General features: G+C 59.0%; 13 protein-coding genes and 1 pseudogene. 5 read left to right on the top strand and 9 right to left on the bottom strand.

Translation table 11 applies throughout. The features are described 5' to 3' along the window. Window positions 1-2 precede the first annotated feature (2 nt). The 7 genes from ACRYA2_RS14270 to ACRYA2_RS14240 all read right to left on the bottom strand — a co-directional run bounded on the left by ACRYA2_RS14270 (window position 3) and on the right by ACRYA2_RS14240 (window position 8,351). Entirely contained in the window at window positions 3-962 is a 960-nt protein-coding gene (locus tag ACRYA2_RS14270; RefSeq protein WP_433629309.1) for a glycine betaine ABC transporter substrate-binding protein, read from the bottom strand. Window positions 963-1,035: 73 nt separating this feature from the next. Next, on the bottom strand, window positions 1,036-1,482 hold the full coding sequence (locus ACRYA2_RS14265; RefSeq protein ID WP_433629306.1) for a universal stress protein: 447 nt from the start codon (window positions 1,480-1,482) through the stop codon (window positions 1,036-1,038). Window positions 1,483-1,541: 59 nt separating this feature from the next. Beyond that, window positions 1,542-2,240, bottom strand: a complete 699-nt coding sequence (locus ACRYA2_RS14260; RefSeq protein WP_433629305.1) for a helix-turn-helix domain-containing protein — start codon at window positions 2,238-2,240, stop codon at window positions 1,542-1,544. A 25-nt stretch (window positions 2,241-2,265) separates the two neighbouring features. Beyond that, window positions 2,266-3,603: an MmgE/PrpD family protein gene (locus ACRYA2_RS14255; protein WP_433629302.1), complete on the bottom strand. Its 1,338-nt coding sequence runs from the start codon at window positions 3,601-3,603 to the stop codon at window positions 2,266-2,268. 56 nt (window positions 3,604-3,659) lie between these two features. Further along, complete coding sequence (locus ACRYA2_RS14250; protein WP_433629300.1) at window positions 3,660-4,484, bottom strand: amidohydrolase family protein; 825 nt, start codon at window positions 4,482-4,484, stop codon at window positions 3,660-3,662. Between the two features lie 83 nt (window positions 4,485-4,567). Then, window positions 4,568-5,431 carry a DUF6282 family protein gene (locus ACRYA2_RS14245; protein ID WP_433629297.1) on the bottom strand — a complete coding sequence of 288 codons (864 nt, stop codon included), beginning with the start codon at window positions 5,429-5,431 and terminating at the stop codon, window positions 4,568-4,570. A gap of 55 nt (window positions 5,432-5,486) precedes the next feature. Continuing rightward, window positions 5,487-8,351 (bottom strand): FAD-binding and (Fe-S)-binding domain-containing protein, encoded by a 2,865-nt coding sequence (locus tag ACRYA2_RS14240; protein ID WP_433629294.1) that lies wholly within the window; start codon window positions 8,349-8,351, stop codon window positions 5,487-5,489. A 24-nt stretch (window positions 8,352-8,375) separates the two neighbouring features. Between ACRYA2_RS14240 and ACRYA2_RS14235 the strand changes: the two genes are divergently transcribed. From ACRYA2_RS14235 to ACRYA2_RS14225, 3 genes and pseudogenes are all read left to right on the top strand, one after another. Beyond that, the gene (locus ACRYA2_RS14235) at window positions 8,376-9,239 is read left to right on the top strand and encodes a carbon-nitrogen hydrolase family protein (protein ID WP_433629291.1); all 864 of its coding nucleotides are present in this window, start codon (window positions 8,376-8,378) and stop codon (window positions 9,237-9,239) included. Window positions 9,240-9,698: 459 nt separating this feature from the next. Further along, the gene (locus tag ACRYA2_RS14230; protein ID WP_433629288.1) at window positions 9,699-10,667 is read left to right on the top strand and encodes a nucleoside hydrolase; all 969 of its coding nucleotides are present in this window, start codon (window positions 9,699-9,701) and stop codon (window positions 10,665-10,667) included. A 168-nt stretch (window positions 10,668-10,835) separates the two neighbouring features. Next, window positions 10,836-12,107: pseudogene (locus ACRYA2_RS14225) on the top strand (RNA-guided endonuclease InsQ/TnpB family protein). Window positions 12,108-12,330: 223 nt separating this feature from the next. Here the strand turns inward: ACRYA2_RS14225 and ACRYA2_RS14220 are convergent. Then, complete coding sequence (locus tag ACRYA2_RS14220) at window positions 12,331-13,665, bottom strand: RNA-guided endonuclease InsQ/TnpB family protein (RefSeq protein ID WP_433629286.1); 1,335 nt, start codon at window positions 13,663-13,665, stop codon at window positions 12,331-12,333. Between the two features lie 154 nt (window positions 13,666-13,819). Between ACRYA2_RS14220 and ACRYA2_RS14215 the strand changes: the two genes are divergently transcribed. Continuing rightward, window positions 13,820-14,023 (top strand): hypothetical protein, encoded by a 204-nt coding sequence (locus ACRYA2_RS14215; RefSeq protein ID WP_433629283.1) that lies wholly within the window; start codon window positions 13,820-13,822, stop codon window positions 14,021-14,023. A 479-nt stretch (window positions 14,024-14,502) separates the two neighbouring features. Here ACRYA2_RS14215 and ACRYA2_RS14210 read toward each other — a convergent pair whose 3' ends face one another. Further along, window positions 14,503-15,351, bottom strand: a complete 849-nt coding sequence (locus tag ACRYA2_RS14210) for a succinylglutamate desuccinylase/aspartoacylase family protein (protein ID WP_433629280.1) — start codon at window positions 15,349-15,351, stop codon at window positions 14,503-14,505. 640 nt (window positions 15,352-15,991) lie between these two features. On the opposite strand from ACRYA2_RS14210, the gene ACRYA2_RS14205 reads away from it, so the two are divergent. After that, window positions 15,992-16,657, top strand: coding sequence for a helix-turn-helix domain-containing protein (locus ACRYA2_RS14205; RefSeq protein WP_433629277.1), 666 nt, complete (start codon window positions 15,992-15,994; stop codon window positions 16,655-16,657). The last annotated feature ends 14 nt before the right edge of the window (window positions 16,658-16,671 follow it).

The raw sequence follows: 16,671 nt of genomic DNA, 5'->3' as shown, positions 1-16,671 counted from the left end.
CGCTAGATGATTCCTTCGTCCTTCAGGTGGTTCTTGGCGACGGTTCGAGCGTTCTTCTGTTCGATAGAGACTTTCTTGTTCAGGTTCCGGATTGTATCGGTGCTGAGGGAGTTCGCGACCTGATTCAGCGGTTTCTTGATCGCTGAGTTCTCATCGATGACGGCTTGTCTGGTCATCGGGGCGGGATTGTACACCGGGAAGAATCCCTTGTCGTCTTTCAGGGAGGTGAGATCGTGCTTTACGATTTTTGGGTTCGTATTGAATCCGCTTCCGAGGATGGCCTGTCCGTTGCCGACGACTTGGTACGTCAACGATGAGCTAACGTTCTTGATGTTCAGTTTCTTTGCTGCGTTCGCGAAATCGTAGTGCTTGGTCACGCCGGGCCAGCCGTCGTCTCGCTTCTCGAATTCGGCGTTCATAACGACGGTCTTGTTCGTGTGACCGTTCTTCACCCATTTCGCGAAGTCAGAGACGGATGTGATTCCTTTCTGTTCGGACCACTTGCTGCGGGTGAGTAAGACGTAGGTGTTGTTGAACGGTGCGCGTTTGAGGAAGGTGATGTCGTACTCGTTCTCGAATTCCGACTTGACCTTGTTGTAGATTTTTTGTGGGTCGGTGATGACCTTGTCGTGCTGGGGTTTGAGGGTTGCCCAGGCCGTTCCCGTGTACTCCCAGTAGACGTCGGTCTCTTCGTTCTTGAGCGCCTCGAAGTTCGTGACGGTGCCGCCGAGGCCGATTTTGTCATTCACGTCGATGTCGGTGTTCTGTTTGATTGCCTCCAGCGTGAGATAGCCGAGCACCTTCTGTTCTGTGAACGACTTCGAAGAGACGGTGACGGAGCCGGAGCTACTTCCACCGCCGCCAAGAATGGTTGCACACCCTGCTGTTGATGCTATGCCGGCCAGGCCGGCTATCGCCCCTGATTTCTGAAGTGTTTTCCGCCGTGTGGTCTTCCTTGGCATACCTGGCTCAACGTAGTCGGCATATCCCGATTAACGATTGGCACAAACAAGTCTTGGTCTTTAAGTACATCGGTCACGCTGGTCCCGGCGGGACGATGGTCACTGGGATCCTGGCATTGAGGACGACTCGTTGGACAGTACTTCCGAAGACGGCTTTCCCAGCCGGGCTTCGCTTCCGGCCGTAAAGATAAACACGGTCAGCGTCGGCCGATTCGGCGACATCGAGGATAGCGTCGGCCGTCCGATCGTCCCGACGGATGCCACGCGATGTCGCATCAAGTCCACCATCAGTCAAGACATCGACGGCCGCACCAACACCGGACTTCCGCGAGGCAAGGTCGTCGACCGAAAGCCCATCAGAATCATCGAGATTGGCGCGTGTCGACGCCAACTCCGCCTCGTCGAAGACGTGCAAGACGACCGGCTCCGCATCCTCGTCTTCGACCTCGCGAACCGTCTCCGCCACTTTCCTCGCCCACGGGGCATGATTCTTCACCGGCAATAAGACGGTGCTGCTCATACCTGGAGATAAACCGACAGCAACATCATTTGACTGTCCCACATATGGACGGCTATAAGTCAGCTATCATCCGCCGCGAGATTGACGTACGTCACCAAAAATTTCATCAGGGACCGCTCGGCTTTCCGGAGATGGTTGGAGGCAGTCGTTTTCGTAATGTCCATCTTCGCAGCGAGCTCCTCCAAAGTAGTCTCACGAGGAATGTCGAAGTAGCCTTCCTGAAGCGCGAGCGTGAGTAGTTCGCGCTGGCGGGGTGGAATAGAGCCCAGGAGTTCCTGCCACTCCGCCGTACTCGGAGTTACCTGCCGATTGAACTCGTTGGAGATGCGTTCAACAGCGACTGGGCCGAATTCGGAAAGCACCTCCGTCGCCTTCGAGAGCTCTTCGCGGTCGTTCAACAACAAGTCGAAGCACTCACGTCCGTCTTCCAGCTTGGTCGGACCAATCGGGAGAAACCCCTCATAGAGCAGCGTCTGCAGTGGCGTGAATTCAGTGAGCGACCCACGGACGAACAACGTCGCTGACTCCCGGTCAGCATGCTTGAGTTCGTAGCGCTCGAGAACGTCGACCTCGTCCGTAGCTTGGTGGTCCTCGATAACTGCCAGCGACGCGTCCATGTCGTCCGTCTCCAGCGCCATAATACCGATATACCGCCGATTCCGGAACGTCGACGCGAGAAACTCCGCAAAGGCATTATATCGAGCAAGTTGAGCAGTCCAGTCTTCCTCGTACCGGACACAGACCTTGGCGGTGAGCATTGTCGATACGCTAACGGCCGGAGTATTAAACTTCTCCGTGACCTGTCGTCTCGCCTATCTGCCGCCACGGCTTGAGGAGGGTTGCGACAGTGGTCGCTGGTTTCCCGAGTGCGCTTTCAACATGGTCGACGGTCTCCCGCGGGAGCGTCAATCCAAACAGGTCGGCCGCTTTCGCTCGACGCTCGGCAGGCGGGAGCGGCCGTTCTCGTGCACCCCGCGCCCGGGTCACGCCTGAGGTGAGGATGCAACCGTCGTTCATGATGAGTTCGACCCGGGCGAGACACTCCGAGGGAAAACGATTCTCGAGGTCGTCATCGACGACCAGTTCGACACGATCGGCGAGCGCACGGATCGTGGGGTTCTCGCGCTGGTCGTCGTCGAGTTCAGCCGGTGTGAACTCGCCGTTGTGCAGTGCAGCGGCGAGGGGATACGGATACGAGTACTCAGCGGCTTCGACGGTATCAGGGTGCCGGGTGTGTAGGTGCGTTGCTGCCTCGAACGTATGCACTCGGACTGTCTCGACCGACGTGGGGTCGACGTCGTGTGCCTCGCGGAGGTCGAGGGCCGCCTCGACGCCGGGGTGGGCCCATCGACAGCACGGGTAGGGTTTGAGGTAGCCCGATGTCAAATAGAAGCGGTCGCCGAGGTCGTCGGTCATAGTGACGTTCGTCTCGTCGAAGACGGTTCCGGCGGCGGTGAACTCGGTCGCCGCGAGGTCGACCGCGGCTAGTCCGGCGTACGCGCCCCAGCCGATGCCGTCTTTGGTCATCCCAGGCTGCTCCACGCCGCGCATGATGGGGGTTCGTGGCGCGTGGTATTCTGCAGTTCCGAGGGCTGCGGCCGTCGTCTCCCGGTTGAGGTTCCGGAGCCGCGCCACTGCAGCGGCGGCACCGACTGCGCCCCACGACCCGGTACCGGTGTAGACACCGTCGGTTGCGTGGATACCGAGGCCGGCTCGGACCGCGAGTTCGTAGCCAACGCCGACGGCGGTGAGGAACTCGCCGATGGATGCGTCGGTCGCCTCTGCCGTAGCGAGCGCGGGTGGGACGACTACTGCGGCGGGATGCCCCTTCACGTCGCGGTGGCCGTCGTCGACATCCAGGGCGTTCGCCGCCGTCGCGTTGACGAATGTCGCGCCCTGTTCCGAGAGGGTTTCGTCTGCCTCGTCGAGCAGTGTCGCGGTGTCGCCGTCGTGGTACTCGGCCGCGTACGTTCTGGCGACGTCTGCTGTCGAGAGTTGGAAACCGGCGGTCGCGGCTGCGAGCGTGTCTAGCACTCGTGCTCGGAGATGGTCGAGCGGCTCACCGGCGAAGTCGTTGAGCGTCGCGTCGTGGATGTATGAAATGGCAGCGTCGGTGGACATCGGGAAATCGAGGAGTGGGAGCTGAACGGATGGTAGACCAGCGAGTGTGGCCGCGGTCAGTCGTCGTCAGTGGCTGCGGTCTCGACCTCCTCCCAATCTTGCTTGTCGACGTCGAGGTCGTAGAGGTCGATGGCGTTCTGGCCGAGTATTTTCGCCTTCTGCTCCTCGTCGGCCCCGATGCAGTTGATTTTCTCGAGCGCGACCGGGATGTTCGAGGAGTGTTCGGCGGCCATGATGAGTTTCTCTGCACCGACGCGCTCCATCGCGCGACGAATGTACATGTTCATCGCGAGCGTGGTGTCGAGGTAGATGTTGTCCCAGCGGTCGGCCATCTGGATGGCCTCCTGGGTGAGCGTGTACGCCCCACCCATGTGTGCGAAAATAATAGGCAGGTCGGGGTAGTCGTCGGCGACGTCCATGTACATACCAGGGACGGAGAACGGCATTCCGTGCGGCCCGGTGTGGACCATCACAGGAACGTCGTTTTCCACACAGGCATCGTAGACATCGTACGCGATGTCGGAGGTGGGGTCGACGCCCCAGGCGAGCGTGTGAAGTTTGACGAATTTGAAGTCGAGTTCCTGCACGCAGCGCGTTATTTCTTCGTGAACGAATTCGGAGCCGAGATGGGGGTTGGTAGCGGCGGTCCCGAAGATACGTCCGGGGTATTCTTGACTCGCCTCGTAGATTTGGTCGTGGACCTCCGAGACGGACTTGTCAGTCTCGCCGCCGAGTGGCTGAAGGATGGTTGCGTCGACTTTGTTCTCGTCCATCGCATCGATAATCTGGGCGACGCTCTCGGACCACTCGAACGTGCGGTCTTGCTCTGCGTTTTCGTTGCCGAGGTGGTGGTGTCCGTTGACGACGGGATAGTCTGGCATTGCGACTGAAGGTTGTGGGGATACTACTCATGAGGTTTGACGACAACGTGTAAACGATTGAAGTGCGGGTGGATATGGCGACGTCAATCGAGACCGAGGAGGTCGGCGGGCGTTTCAGCGAGACAACGCCGCACCATCTTGCGAGAAACGCCTGCGTCGACAACGTCTTCTGCGAACGCCCGTAGTCCCGGCACCGACGGATTCTCGGCCTGACCGTAATCGGTCGCAAGCACCGCATTCTCGGCGCCGACGCGTTCGATTGCCTCGGCGACGCGGTCGACCGTATGGCCTTCGGTGCCCTGGATTGAGTACGCGCAGTACTCCATAACTGCACCGAGGTCGGCGAGTCGTTCTTGCCGGTCGAGCGAGACATCGACGACCCGAAAGCAGGGATGATTCACGAGACACGCAGTATCCGCATCAGCGCAAGCCGCGGCGACAGTCTCTACCTCGGCCGGTGAGGCGTGGCCGGTCCCGACGACGGCGTCGTACTCTGCGACCAGCTCGATTATCGTCCGGGTTGCCGCTGTTACTTCGCCATCAACGGCCACTGGGATGTCCTCGTCTGCATCCGGAACACGCTGGCCGACGAACCGGTCGACGCCCGCTTCACGTGCCTGCGAGGCGTGGTTCGCGCTCCACGCCGTTGGAAGCCAGACGATTTCAGCACCAAGTTCGAGCGCCGTCTCCACGGCGTCACGGTTCAGGCCGCCGACAGTGCCATTGCACGCGATACCGCCGTAGAGCACGTCGTCGCCGACCGCCTCGTTCACCAGGTCGACGCGCCCCGCTGTCGGGACGACGTGACTTTTGACGACGACGCCACGCATCCCGGCCTCGCGGGCGTCACGTGCCAGATCGACGTCGCTCTCGAATCGGTCGACGAGGTCCGGGGCGGTATGGACGTGCAGGTCGACAGCCCCGGCGAGCAGGTCGGTGTCGGTCATGTCACCACCACCGCCGCACTGTTCTGACGGCATTCCATCCCCGCGCAGTGCTCGCTCACGCCACCACCTCCGCCAGCAGTTCCATGGGATGGCGCGTTTCGACGTCGCAGTCGCTGAGTTGCTGGCTACAGGAGGCACCGCTCGCAGCGACTACATCGGCGTCTACCTCGTCGAGTTTCGCCGCGAGGTTAGTGCCGAGATCCATCGAGAGCTCGTAGTGGTCCGTCTCATAGCCGAACGCACCAGCCATCCCACAGCAGGTTGCATCAACTGGCGTCACGTCGTAGCCAACTTGTCGGAGCAGTCCGACAGGCGCGTGGTCACGGCCGCGGGCTGTGGCGTGACAGTGGCTGTGATAGGCCACTGACCGGTCAGCCTCCTCGGATAGCGAGAGGTCGCCGGTTACGACCTCGTCGAAGAGGAATCCAGCCACTGTGTCGGCCGTGTCAGACACCGGGGCTGGGTCGGCGACGAGGTCGTCGTATTCCTCCAGTGCGCTGGCACAGGACGGTTCGAGGCTGAGTACTGGCACGTCCTCGGCTCTCTCCCGAAGTGTTTCAATGTTTTCGGCGGCGTCCGCTTGCGCCGTCTCAACCATGCCTTGCGAGAGGGCGGGACGACCACAGCAGTTCACATCCTGGATGTCGACGGCGTAGCCCAGTTCTTCGAGGACGCGGACCACTGCCATCCCGACCGCCGGGTGGTTGTACGTCGTGTAGCAATCGGGGTAGAGAACGACCGTCCCACGGTCACCGGCAGTCGGCTTGGCATCGCGAGCGGCCACCCTGTCGAGTAATGACTCGCTGGCGAATTCGGGGAGGCTCCGTCGCCGGTCGATACCAAGTGTCTTCTCCGCGACGACGCGTCCCAGTCCGAACTCGACGAGCTGATTCGCAACCGGTGCGAGAGCGCTTCCGACTCGGTTCAGCGTCCGAACGTTGCCGAACAGACGGGCGGAGAGCGGAACACCGTCCTCCTCGTGTTTCTGGTGTTTGGCCTCCGTCTTCAGTTTCGCCATGTCGACGCCGGTCGGACACTCCGTCTCGCAGGCTTTACACGAGAGACACAAATCAAGGACCTCTTCCTGGAACCAGTCGCTCGTCAACGCATCCTCACCGAGTTCACCGTCGATCGCGTCCCGGAGTGCGTTCGCCCGTCCCCGGGTGCTCGTGACTTCCTCACCCGTTGCCCGGTAGGACGGACACATCACGCCGCCCTCGGCCGTCCGGCATTTTGAGCAGCCGTTGCACTGCTCAACGAGCGAACCGAATCCATGTTCGTCGTCGAAATCGAGCATCGTCTCGACATCCTGCGGGTCGTAGTCGTCGTATCGGAGGGCCTCGGCGACGTGAGCGAGTTCACCCGTAGAATCCGGGACGACTTTCGTCGGATTACAGACGTCCTCAGGGTCGACAGTTCGCTTGATTGTCTTGAACGCCTCGTACAGCGTTTCACCGTACATCTCAGGAAGGTACTCGGAACGCAGACGGCCATCACCGTGTTCACCGGAGACCGCACCGCCTACGTCGAGCACCACGTCGTGGACCGCGTCGGAGACCGACTGGAGGCGCTCGCGGTCTGCCTCATTCTTGAGATCCAGGAACGGTTTGACGTGGAGGACGCCCTGGCCAGCGTGGCCGAACACGCTGGCGTCGAGACCGTGGTCGGCGAGGATGTCGGCCACGCGGTCGAGGTATGCCGGCAGTTTCTCGGGCGGAATCGCCGCGTCTTCTACGAACGAGAGCGCTTGCTCGTCGTCCGGACGCCGGTTGAGTAGTGGATTCGACGCTTTCCGAACCCTCCACAGTCGGTCCTGTTTCTCGTCGGCAACTGCGCGTTCAACGGCGACGGTGGTCTCGGTTCGACCGGCGACGACCACCTCGTCGAGGCGACGGTCTTGCTCGCTTGCGTCGCATTCGACCTCGACGAGTAATGCGGCCCCGGCCGCTGCAGGGACGAGGTCGATGCCCCATGCCTCGCGGGCGTGCTCCAATACGGCGTCGTCCACGAGTTCAACCGCGCTCGGGTCCGCAGTCAGCGCGTCGGTCACTGCGTCGGCGGCGCCTCGCACATCGTCGTAGAATATCAGCGCAGCCGCTCGTGTCTCCGGACGCTCAGTCAGTTCGAGGGTTACCTCGGTGACGATGCCGAGGGTTCCCTCGCTTCCAACAAGGAGGTTCGAGAGGTCGACCCACGAACCGTCGCTGGCGACGCACGATTCGAGGTCATAGCCGCTGGAGTTGCGGTCAACGTCGGGATAGCGATGATCGATCTCGTCGGCATGCTCGCCCGCGAGGTCGACAACAGTCCGGTAGAGGTCTCCGACACGGTCGTCACGGGCGAGCTCGGCGTCGAGTCGCTCGCCGTCCACCCGTTCGAACGTCCCGGCAGTGCCGTCTGGGAGAAGACACTCAACCTGGTTGACGTTGTCCCGAGTCGTTCCGTGCCGGACCGAGTGGGGGCCGGCCGCGTCGTTAGCGACCATGCCGCCGACGGTGCAGGTGGTCGACGTACTCGGGTCCGGCGGGAAGTACAGCCCGTGCTCGGCCAGGGTGTCGTTCAATTCGGCGAGAACGACGCCAGGCTGGACCGTAACCGTCTGTGCTTCGGGGTCGATCGACACTATCTCGTCGAAGTGGCGCGAGCAGTCGAGAACGATTCCTTCGCCGACTGCGTTTCCGGTGAGACTCGATCCAGCTCCGCGAGCAACCACGCTGGTCCCGGCGTCGCGAGCGAACCTGAGCGTCCGTTGGACGTCCGTAGCTGAGGCCGGCCAGACGACGCCGGCGGGTTCAACTCGGTAGATGCTCGCGTCTGTCGCGTACAGCGTTTGGGCCGTCTCGCCGAAGTCGGCTTCTCCGTCAAGGCCTGCGAGTTCAGTTGGAACCACTCCCCGTCCCTGATCTCCGTCTGCGCTCATGGTCGTCCGTGTCCCGCAAGCGGGATGTACGTTCACTCGAACATGGCGCGGGTTTTAGGGCAAAAAGCGGTGGACATGTGTTCGGACAAACTAAAGTGGTCGTGGCGTGCCATGATACCTATGACCGAGAACCAGCACGTTGCTGCCTGCCAGTTCGAACCGGCCGTTGGCGACGTCGCCGGCAATCTCGACACAATCGAGCAGACTCTCGTCAGTCTCCCATCTAGGGTCGCTGTCGCCGTCCTCCCCGAACTCTGTGTAACGGGGTACGATCTCGATGTTGCTCGAGACCAAGCGACCTCGATTCCGGGGGACCTGACGGATCGGCTCGTCCCTCTCGCTGCAGAACACGACGTAACCCTCATTGCCGGGCTTCCGGAGCGCGACGGCGAACAACTGTACAACAGTCTTGTCGTGGTGGACGGTGACGGCGTGCGTGACACCTACAGAAAGCAGCACCCATGGGGCGACGAGGCGGACGTGTTCGCCACTGGCGATGGTCTAACGACAGTGGAGACGCGTATCGGGACTGTCGGTCTTGCGCTCTGCTACGACCTCAACTTCCCGGAAGTGGGTCTCGATTATTCTCGCGAAGGCTGTGACGTTCTTGCGGTGTCGGCCGCCTGGCGCACCAGCTACGCGACAGATTGGCGTCTTCTACTCCGGGCCCGAGCGCTCGACGGCCCGTACTACGTCGTCGGGTCGAATCACGCTGGGGACCAGCGTGGACGCGATCATGCGGGGCTGAGCCTCGTTGCAGATCCATCGGGAACGGTGCTATCGGAGGTTTCGGACGGCGTTGGCCAGGCAGTAGTCGAAGCGGAGCAAGAACGAGTCGAAAAGGGGCGAGACCGGAATCCAGTCCGTGAACTCAGAGGCTGGTCCTGACATCCTCCTCGCACTTTAGCGCGAGGATTCCTCCGTTGGAATTCGGCTACCAAACTACGGAGGAAACTTGCGGGTTCGCTATCGGTACAGCCGGCGAACCCGCTCGGAACTGTAGCGTCCTAACAAAGTCTTGACTGTAGCCGGACGATTTCGTCAGTTGTCTCGTGAAACCGTCTGAACGACTCGGATCCGTCGTAGAGGTACTAATGGTCGTAGACCATGCGACGAGGGAATCCTTCGTGCAACTGCCGGATCCGGCCAGGGGAACCGGTTCGACAGAACGCTGGCCAGCGTTCGGTGCTGGTCCGACCGTTCCACCGGCGACGGTCACGTACGCAGTCATCTACCCGTCGACGTTGAACCGTCGGTCGAGAGTTCAAATCTTTCCCAAGGCTTGCTATAGCACGACCATCGACTTCGGTCAGTAGTTACTTGTCGAACCTCTTCTTATGCTCTTTTATGAGTAGAGAGACGCGACGGGTTATTATCGATACAGACACCGCTAGTGATGACACGCAGGCGCTCTTGCTCGCGGCAACCTCCGACCGCATTGCTATTGAGGGCGTGACTATCTGTACGGGCAACGTCGAATTCGAGTATATGGTAGAAAACGCCAAGTATACACTGGACCTGGCGGGCGTTGCTGACGATGTTACTGTCTACGAGGGTGCACGGACACCGTTAGTGAAAACGCACGAGCATGCTGATGACGTGCACGGTGAAGGCGGCCTTGGCGGCGATCTCTTTCCAGAGACCGGAGTTCCCTCCGGCGATCGGTATGCTGTCGACTACATTGTTGAACAGGCACGTGAGAATCCAGGCGAACTTACGCTCGTCTGTATTGCCCCGCTGACAAACGTTGCGCTCGCGCTGCAGAAAGAACCGAATCTTAACGAGTTGCTCGACGAAGTATGGGTGATGGGCGGGGCCGTCAACTACCCTGGTAACGTTACGCCCGCCGCCGAGTTCAACTTCTGGGTCGATCCGGATGCCGCAAAAAGAGTCGTGCGCGAACTTGATATCGTTCTCTTCGACTGGGGGGTTACTGTTCGCGATACTGCGTTCGACGCTGAGACGCTCGCCGAAATCGAAGCTGGTCCCGATACGGACCTTGCGTCATTCTTCCTGGAGATCGCCAGTTCAGTTCGCGAATCCAACGAGGCGAATCTGGGCCGAGACCTGACAACCCAGCCGGACGCGGGGCTCATGGCTGGGATCATTGCACCAGAACTCATCGAAGAGACGGGGACGTACCACGTTGACGTCGATGAACGGGAAGGGCTCACCCGTGGCCACCTGTCAGTCGACAAAAACAACGATACCGGCGATGACGTTCAAACCACTATCATCCAGTCATTCGATACACGTCTGTTCCACCAGATGTTCAAGGATATGTTATTCAAACGATCGCCTGAAGCCTCGCTGTAGTGTATTCTTTCCCTTCCCTTCACAGGCGGTACGAGGTGGATGCCACGGGGGTTGACCCCGTGGAGGAAGCAGACACTCGATGACACTAACCACGATCGATGGAAAGACTGACTTCCCCACACCACACGTAAATTTTTATTAGTCACTAACTGTGAATATGAATCACGGATGGACGACGCGCCACGACGCACCGTGCCCATCAAACTCGACGTACCCGAGGAGTGTCGTGGCGACCTCCATCAAACCAAGACTCAGTTCCTCCACTGCGCCAACAGAACGAGCGAGTGGGCGTGGCGCTACGACGACGACTGCATCACCAACAAGAGCAAGGCCGAAGACGCCCTCTACGACGAGTTGCGCGAGGAAACCGACCTCACCGCCAACCTCGTCCAGAAAGCCATCCGACGAGCCATCGAAGCCGTCACGAGTGGCGTCGAGAAGTTGGAGCAGGGCGAGAAGACGAGTTAACCGTACTTTGACTCGTGGAGCGTCGTCTACGACAAGCGGAGTGCGACGTTCAACGACGACCACGCCACGCTCTCCACGCCGAACGGCAGAGTCACCACCGAATACGTTCTCCCGCCTGAAGGTGAACGCGAGGACACGCTGTTCGGACGCTACTATGAGAGCGAGGCGTGGGATGCGTCGAACGGCACGCTCCAGTACGACGACCAGGCCGACACGTTCTACCTGCACGTCACGCTGAAAAATCCCGACTACGAGAGTGACGGGACAGAACGCCAAGAAAGCGAGTCACGTAGTGAGGGTGGCGAGAACGGAGTGGTTCTCGGTGTTGACCTGAACGTGACTGGCGCGTTCGCCGTCACTTCCACAGGCGATTTCATCGGTTCAGCGGACTACCTCACCCACAGACGCGACCAGTACGAACAACGCCGCGCACACCTCCAACAGACTGGTACACGGTCGGCTCACCTCACCATCCAAAGTATCGGTAGCAGGTTCAGCGATTGGTCGTTGGACTGGCTCCACAACCGCGCCAACGACCTCATCGCAGAAGCCCAAGAAGCAGATGTGGACGGCATCATTTTCGAGAAACTTGACCACATCCGCGAGACCATTGCGAACGGCAGTAAGTTCCAGCAGTGGGCCTACGCGACGTTCGTGGAACTCGTGGAGTACAAGGTCGAATCCACGGCGTTGTTCGTGGACGTCGTGAATCCTGCCTATACGAGTCAGCGGTGCTCGCACTGTAGGTTCACTCACGAGGACAACCGCGACGACAAGCAGTTCGCGTGTCAGGACGGTGGGTACGAGGTGAACGCGGATTACAACGCGGCGAAGAACATAGCCAACCGATATTATGGGTGTATCCATCGTGGGCAGACGTCTCGCGGTGGATGGGCCACCAGTCAACTGGCCCTCAAGTCAGGGACGCTGAACGTGAACGGTCAATTCAGGCCTACCGAGTTACTCGGGTAGAACGGGAATCCACTGACAAGCCTCAGGGCTTGACCCCGAGGCAGTTGACTACTACGCTGGTCTTTGGCCCCTGGACGGCCAATCTCATCACTACCCACCTGACAACACGGGCAACAGTCGTCTGGCATTGTCCGTCGTCTTCTTCGACGCACAAATCCCCACAGTCACCACCATTTTGACATCCTCCCCGCCCTGAAGGGCGAGGATTCCTCACGTGGGAGTCTCAGTCGTCCGAGTCCCCGTGAGCGATATTCCCGCTCGATGCGGTACTCTGGTCTGTGTAGTCCTCGTTGGCCGTTGTCTCCACCGCGATGGAGGGCGGGCTATGATCTTCCCGCCATTCGTGATTGTTCCACTTGAGGTACACGGGCCGTGCCATCGACCCAACCGCATTCGTCTGCCGTCTCAGGAACGATTCCGAGGCTACGAGGTCAGCGTGTCCCTCGAATCCACACGGACACGTCAGCGAATCCTCGTGTCGAATCGTCTCCTCTCGCTCGCCACACTCCGGGCACTCCTGACTCGTCCACGCCTCGGACTCATCCGCAACCGCGATACCGTACTCCTCGCAGACGCTTTCGAGGCGGTTGATGAATCGGCGGTACGCCCAGAAGTTGTGCGTCTTCTCGTTCACAACCGGCGACCAGTGTGTCGAGAGAACGCCCCCGATGTCGCCAACATACAGCGTCGAGACGCCCTCGGCGTGTAGGCGTTCCACGAGGTCGCGCACGAGAGCGTCTTGAGCGTGGTTGCGGCGGTTCGTGCGCTTGCGGTGCAAGCGGTCGATGCGCTTGCTGGTTTTGCGCTGGTCTTCAAGGAGTGACTGGTAGTGTGCGATTCGTTCCGCGGTTTCGCGGAACTGCTCGAAGAGGTCGCGTCCTTCGTACAGGAGTTGCTGGCCGGTCGTCGTCGTGCAGGCGACGAGGTTGTTCGCGCCCACGTCCAGAGCGGCTTCGTGCGAAGCCAGTGGTGAGTCCAGTCGAGAATCGTCGATGGTGACTGGTTGGAAAGCCCTGAACGATTCGGCGGTTTCGTCGTACACGAGTTCGAGTCGGCCTTGCTCGCCACTCCATTTCGGGTCGCCAGCGACTTCGAGACGGAGACGTTCCCTGTATCCGAATCCGTACTCGTCTTTCAGGTCGGAACCGATCGGGACTTCGAGTCGGGAACGTTCGCCGTACTCGAGGGTGTACTGGTCGTTGCGAACGTAGGTGCGTAGTACCCGTCCGTCTTCCTCGTTGCCCCAGTACCCCGGTGGTGACGGCCTCTCATCGAGTTTTCCGGCGTGGTACTTCTCGTTGAGCGAGAGGAACGACCGCCACGCTTCGCTGTTCTTTCGGATGATTTGCTGGGCGACAGAGCTGCTGAGGACGCCCTTGTACTTGCCTTCGAGACTGCCAGTGTCGGCGTCCCAGACGCTTTCACCGTTGTGGAAGGCTTGGCGGCGAGCGTAGTTTGTCTCGTTCCAGAGACTCGCAGAAGCGTCCAACCAGCGAACGAACACCTCGCGCTCTTTCTCGGAGCGAGGGCGAACGTTGAACTGGTTGCTTCGCTTCATCACTGCATTATTCGAAGTGATGATTTGTAAAAGTATGCGTTGGCGTGGGAGACTAGACCCTGCTATCGTCGGTTGATTGTGGACGGTTTGTCGGATTCATCCCCGCCCTGAAGGGCGGGGCTTTCTCCTTGATTTTCCGTAAGGCACTACGTTTATGACCACCGTGGTAAGCCGTGACGATTGGAAACTCTTCGTCGCGTGCCTCGCCCTTGCACTGGGATTCGTAGTCTTCGGCCCGCTCGCCATCCCGTTCATCGGACTACTCTTCATGGTCTACTTCTTCGAGGACGAGATACGTGATGGCTACGAGAGTGCAATGGAATCTGACTCTGACGCCGACCTCGAATCCACCGATTAATGCGTTTCGGCCTGCTTCCTGCTCTGGAATCGGCTCCCAGCGAAATAGAGGCTTACGAGTACGACTCCGATTACGAGTCCGGTCGTGAGACTAACTGTAAGCCACTCACGGGGATGAGCCGCTATTGGCCGAGGCTTCAGCACCTGAAAGTACAAGTATTGCAGCTCCTGCGAAAACACATATGGGACGAGAAAACTACCGAAACCGCCCCCACCACAGGCGAGTGCCCGTACGAGGCGACTGGTGAATGGCAGTCCTCGCTGCACACAGTCCAGATACACGAGACCGGCTATAACTACCCCGGCAACAAGTCCAGTTCCGAGCAGGATTTCGAGGAGGGTCATAATGTCGGCGTACGCGGACAGACTGTCTGCATACATATAAGAATACGCTCTAACCGAACGATTGGTGGTTCATCTGCACTTACCACAAGTTTCACAGACGGGTCTGAATAAAGAAATCGTACTACTATCTACTATTTAAGGGTTGGTGCCTGACTCGAGAAGACCATACCGCTCGAGGAAACGCTGGACGGCTGCAGTCGTGAATGTGACCTGTATCTCCAAGTCAAGACCATCTCTCGTCGTCTCGAAGATAGCTGCAGGTGTTGCCAAATCGGCTCCCATTTTATCAATGAGCATATCCCGCATCCCGTCTGTCTTCTGATTGTACCCGGTGAACTGATACCGGTTGGGGTAGTCGTCAACGACAGTTCGATTGAGATACGCTTTGAGTGCGTTCGCTTGCGTCGCCGCGTCACCTGCTGCAGTCGGGAATATGGCTTGTCCGACTCCGGTTCCTTCACTGTAAATTCCCTTAGAACTATGCAGATCCCAAAGGAAATCCGGTTGATGTTCAAGCACGACATTCCAAATAGATCGAGCCAAGTCGGACTCGGGGCGTTCTCCAGCCGGAAAGTGACGGTTTAGGTTGCCTTCGAGGCCACCGTAGCTGTCCTGCCGGATAGCAGGCTGGTTCGCTCGAGGGATAAGTACGAGCTTCCCAGCGTCGATGTTCCAGTCGGTGATAGCCTCACCGGCGGTGTATCCGGCCTCCTCGTTACCGTGTTGTCCACCGACGATCATCACTGTCGGCCCTGGTTTTGGAGCTTCTGTCACGTAGACAGTAGTTTCTTCCTTCGTACCTGGTCGGATAGGGTAGGTCAATGTTGCTTGCCGCGATACTCCTTGGGCCGCCGAGACGCTGGTAAAACCCAGTACGCTCGAAAGTGCCGTTGTAGTAAGGCGAAAACACGTTCGACGACTGACCGGAGAACTCGATACATCCTCTTCGTTGTCTTCCTTCGTGCGTGACGTTTGTCCCAGCATCGTGAATTCAATAAACCGAACAAATATATCTATTAAAGAGCGGTACTTAACCGTATTTTAAGACAGAGGAATATACAGTCTCTATTAGATTTATGACTGATACCGGTGTGGCGACCGCTGTGTTAATGACTGTCCTCACCGAATGAGGACGGATACTGGATTGTCTGACTGTCCGCTCATGTGGGGGTCAACACTTGCCGAGCGCTCGACTGCTAGCGAGACAATCCGGCGGGGGATAGCTCGCATCGTCGAACAGTTCCTCGTCAATCGAGACTGACTGTTAGTTCGATGCTCTGACCGGTATCGGCATAGCTGCGACTGTAATCGGTCTCTGAGACGAGCTCTATCGCAAGGGCTCGTTCGGTGATTCCGAGGGTCGAACAATGGAACGATGTCTCGATGTCCATCCAGATGCAACTGCCTCACTCGCGATGTTGCGCTGTGGGCCGACGATGAATCTTGAATTGTTCGAATGGGATGCACCCGACCAAGACGTAATACCACCACAAAACTCCGATCCAACGACAAGCCGATATCACCAAGTCTGCTCCAAAACTCGAGACGGCCACTTGCCCGTTGATATTGGAATCATGGATTGGGCCCATCAGTTTCATGTTGTTCACGCCCCTTTACAGATAAGATGGCGGTTATTGTCGAGTTAGTCCTTGACCCAGAAGGATTCCCGCTTGGCCAACTCCTCACTGCTGACCCAGGGCTGTACATCCACTTCGAGAAAGTTGTCCCAATTGGCGAGCAAGTTGTGCCGCTGTGTTGGGTCTGGGGTGGTGACATAGATGCGTTCGAACAGCGTATCCGCGTCAGCGACCATGTGCTTTCGTTCGAAAATCTTGGCCAGACAGGCTGCCGGACACTGTACACCATCAAATGGGACGTCCCAGCAAGCTCCTTTTTTGACGCACTGACCGACAGCCGTGGCAGTATTCTCGACTCGTTCGGACATAGTGACCACGATTGGGAGTTCCAGTTGCTCTTTCCGACAAACAACCATCTCTCGACGTTCCATGATGCCTGTCGCAACTATGATATTGTCCTCAACGTGACTCGGCTCTATGAGTTAGGCGACTATGGCATTCAACAGAATGTCCATGGACTCACAGACAAGCAGCAAGAGGCACTCGCACGGGCACTTAACCGCGGGTATTTTGCATCACCACAGCAAGTAACGCTCACCGAGCTTGCCACGGAGTTCGATATCAGCCAGCAAGCGCTCTCACAGCGCCTCCGCCGAGGCAACGAAGCCGTGCTTCGCTCCGTCCTTGGGACGAAACACGAAGAGAACAAATGACTTCCCGGCAGACG

It is taken from the genome of Halomicrococcus pelagicus (genome assembly GCF_050954125.1).
Note: the sequence above shows the minus strand (reverse complement) of the source record. Positions and strands in the feature narration are given on the sequence as shown.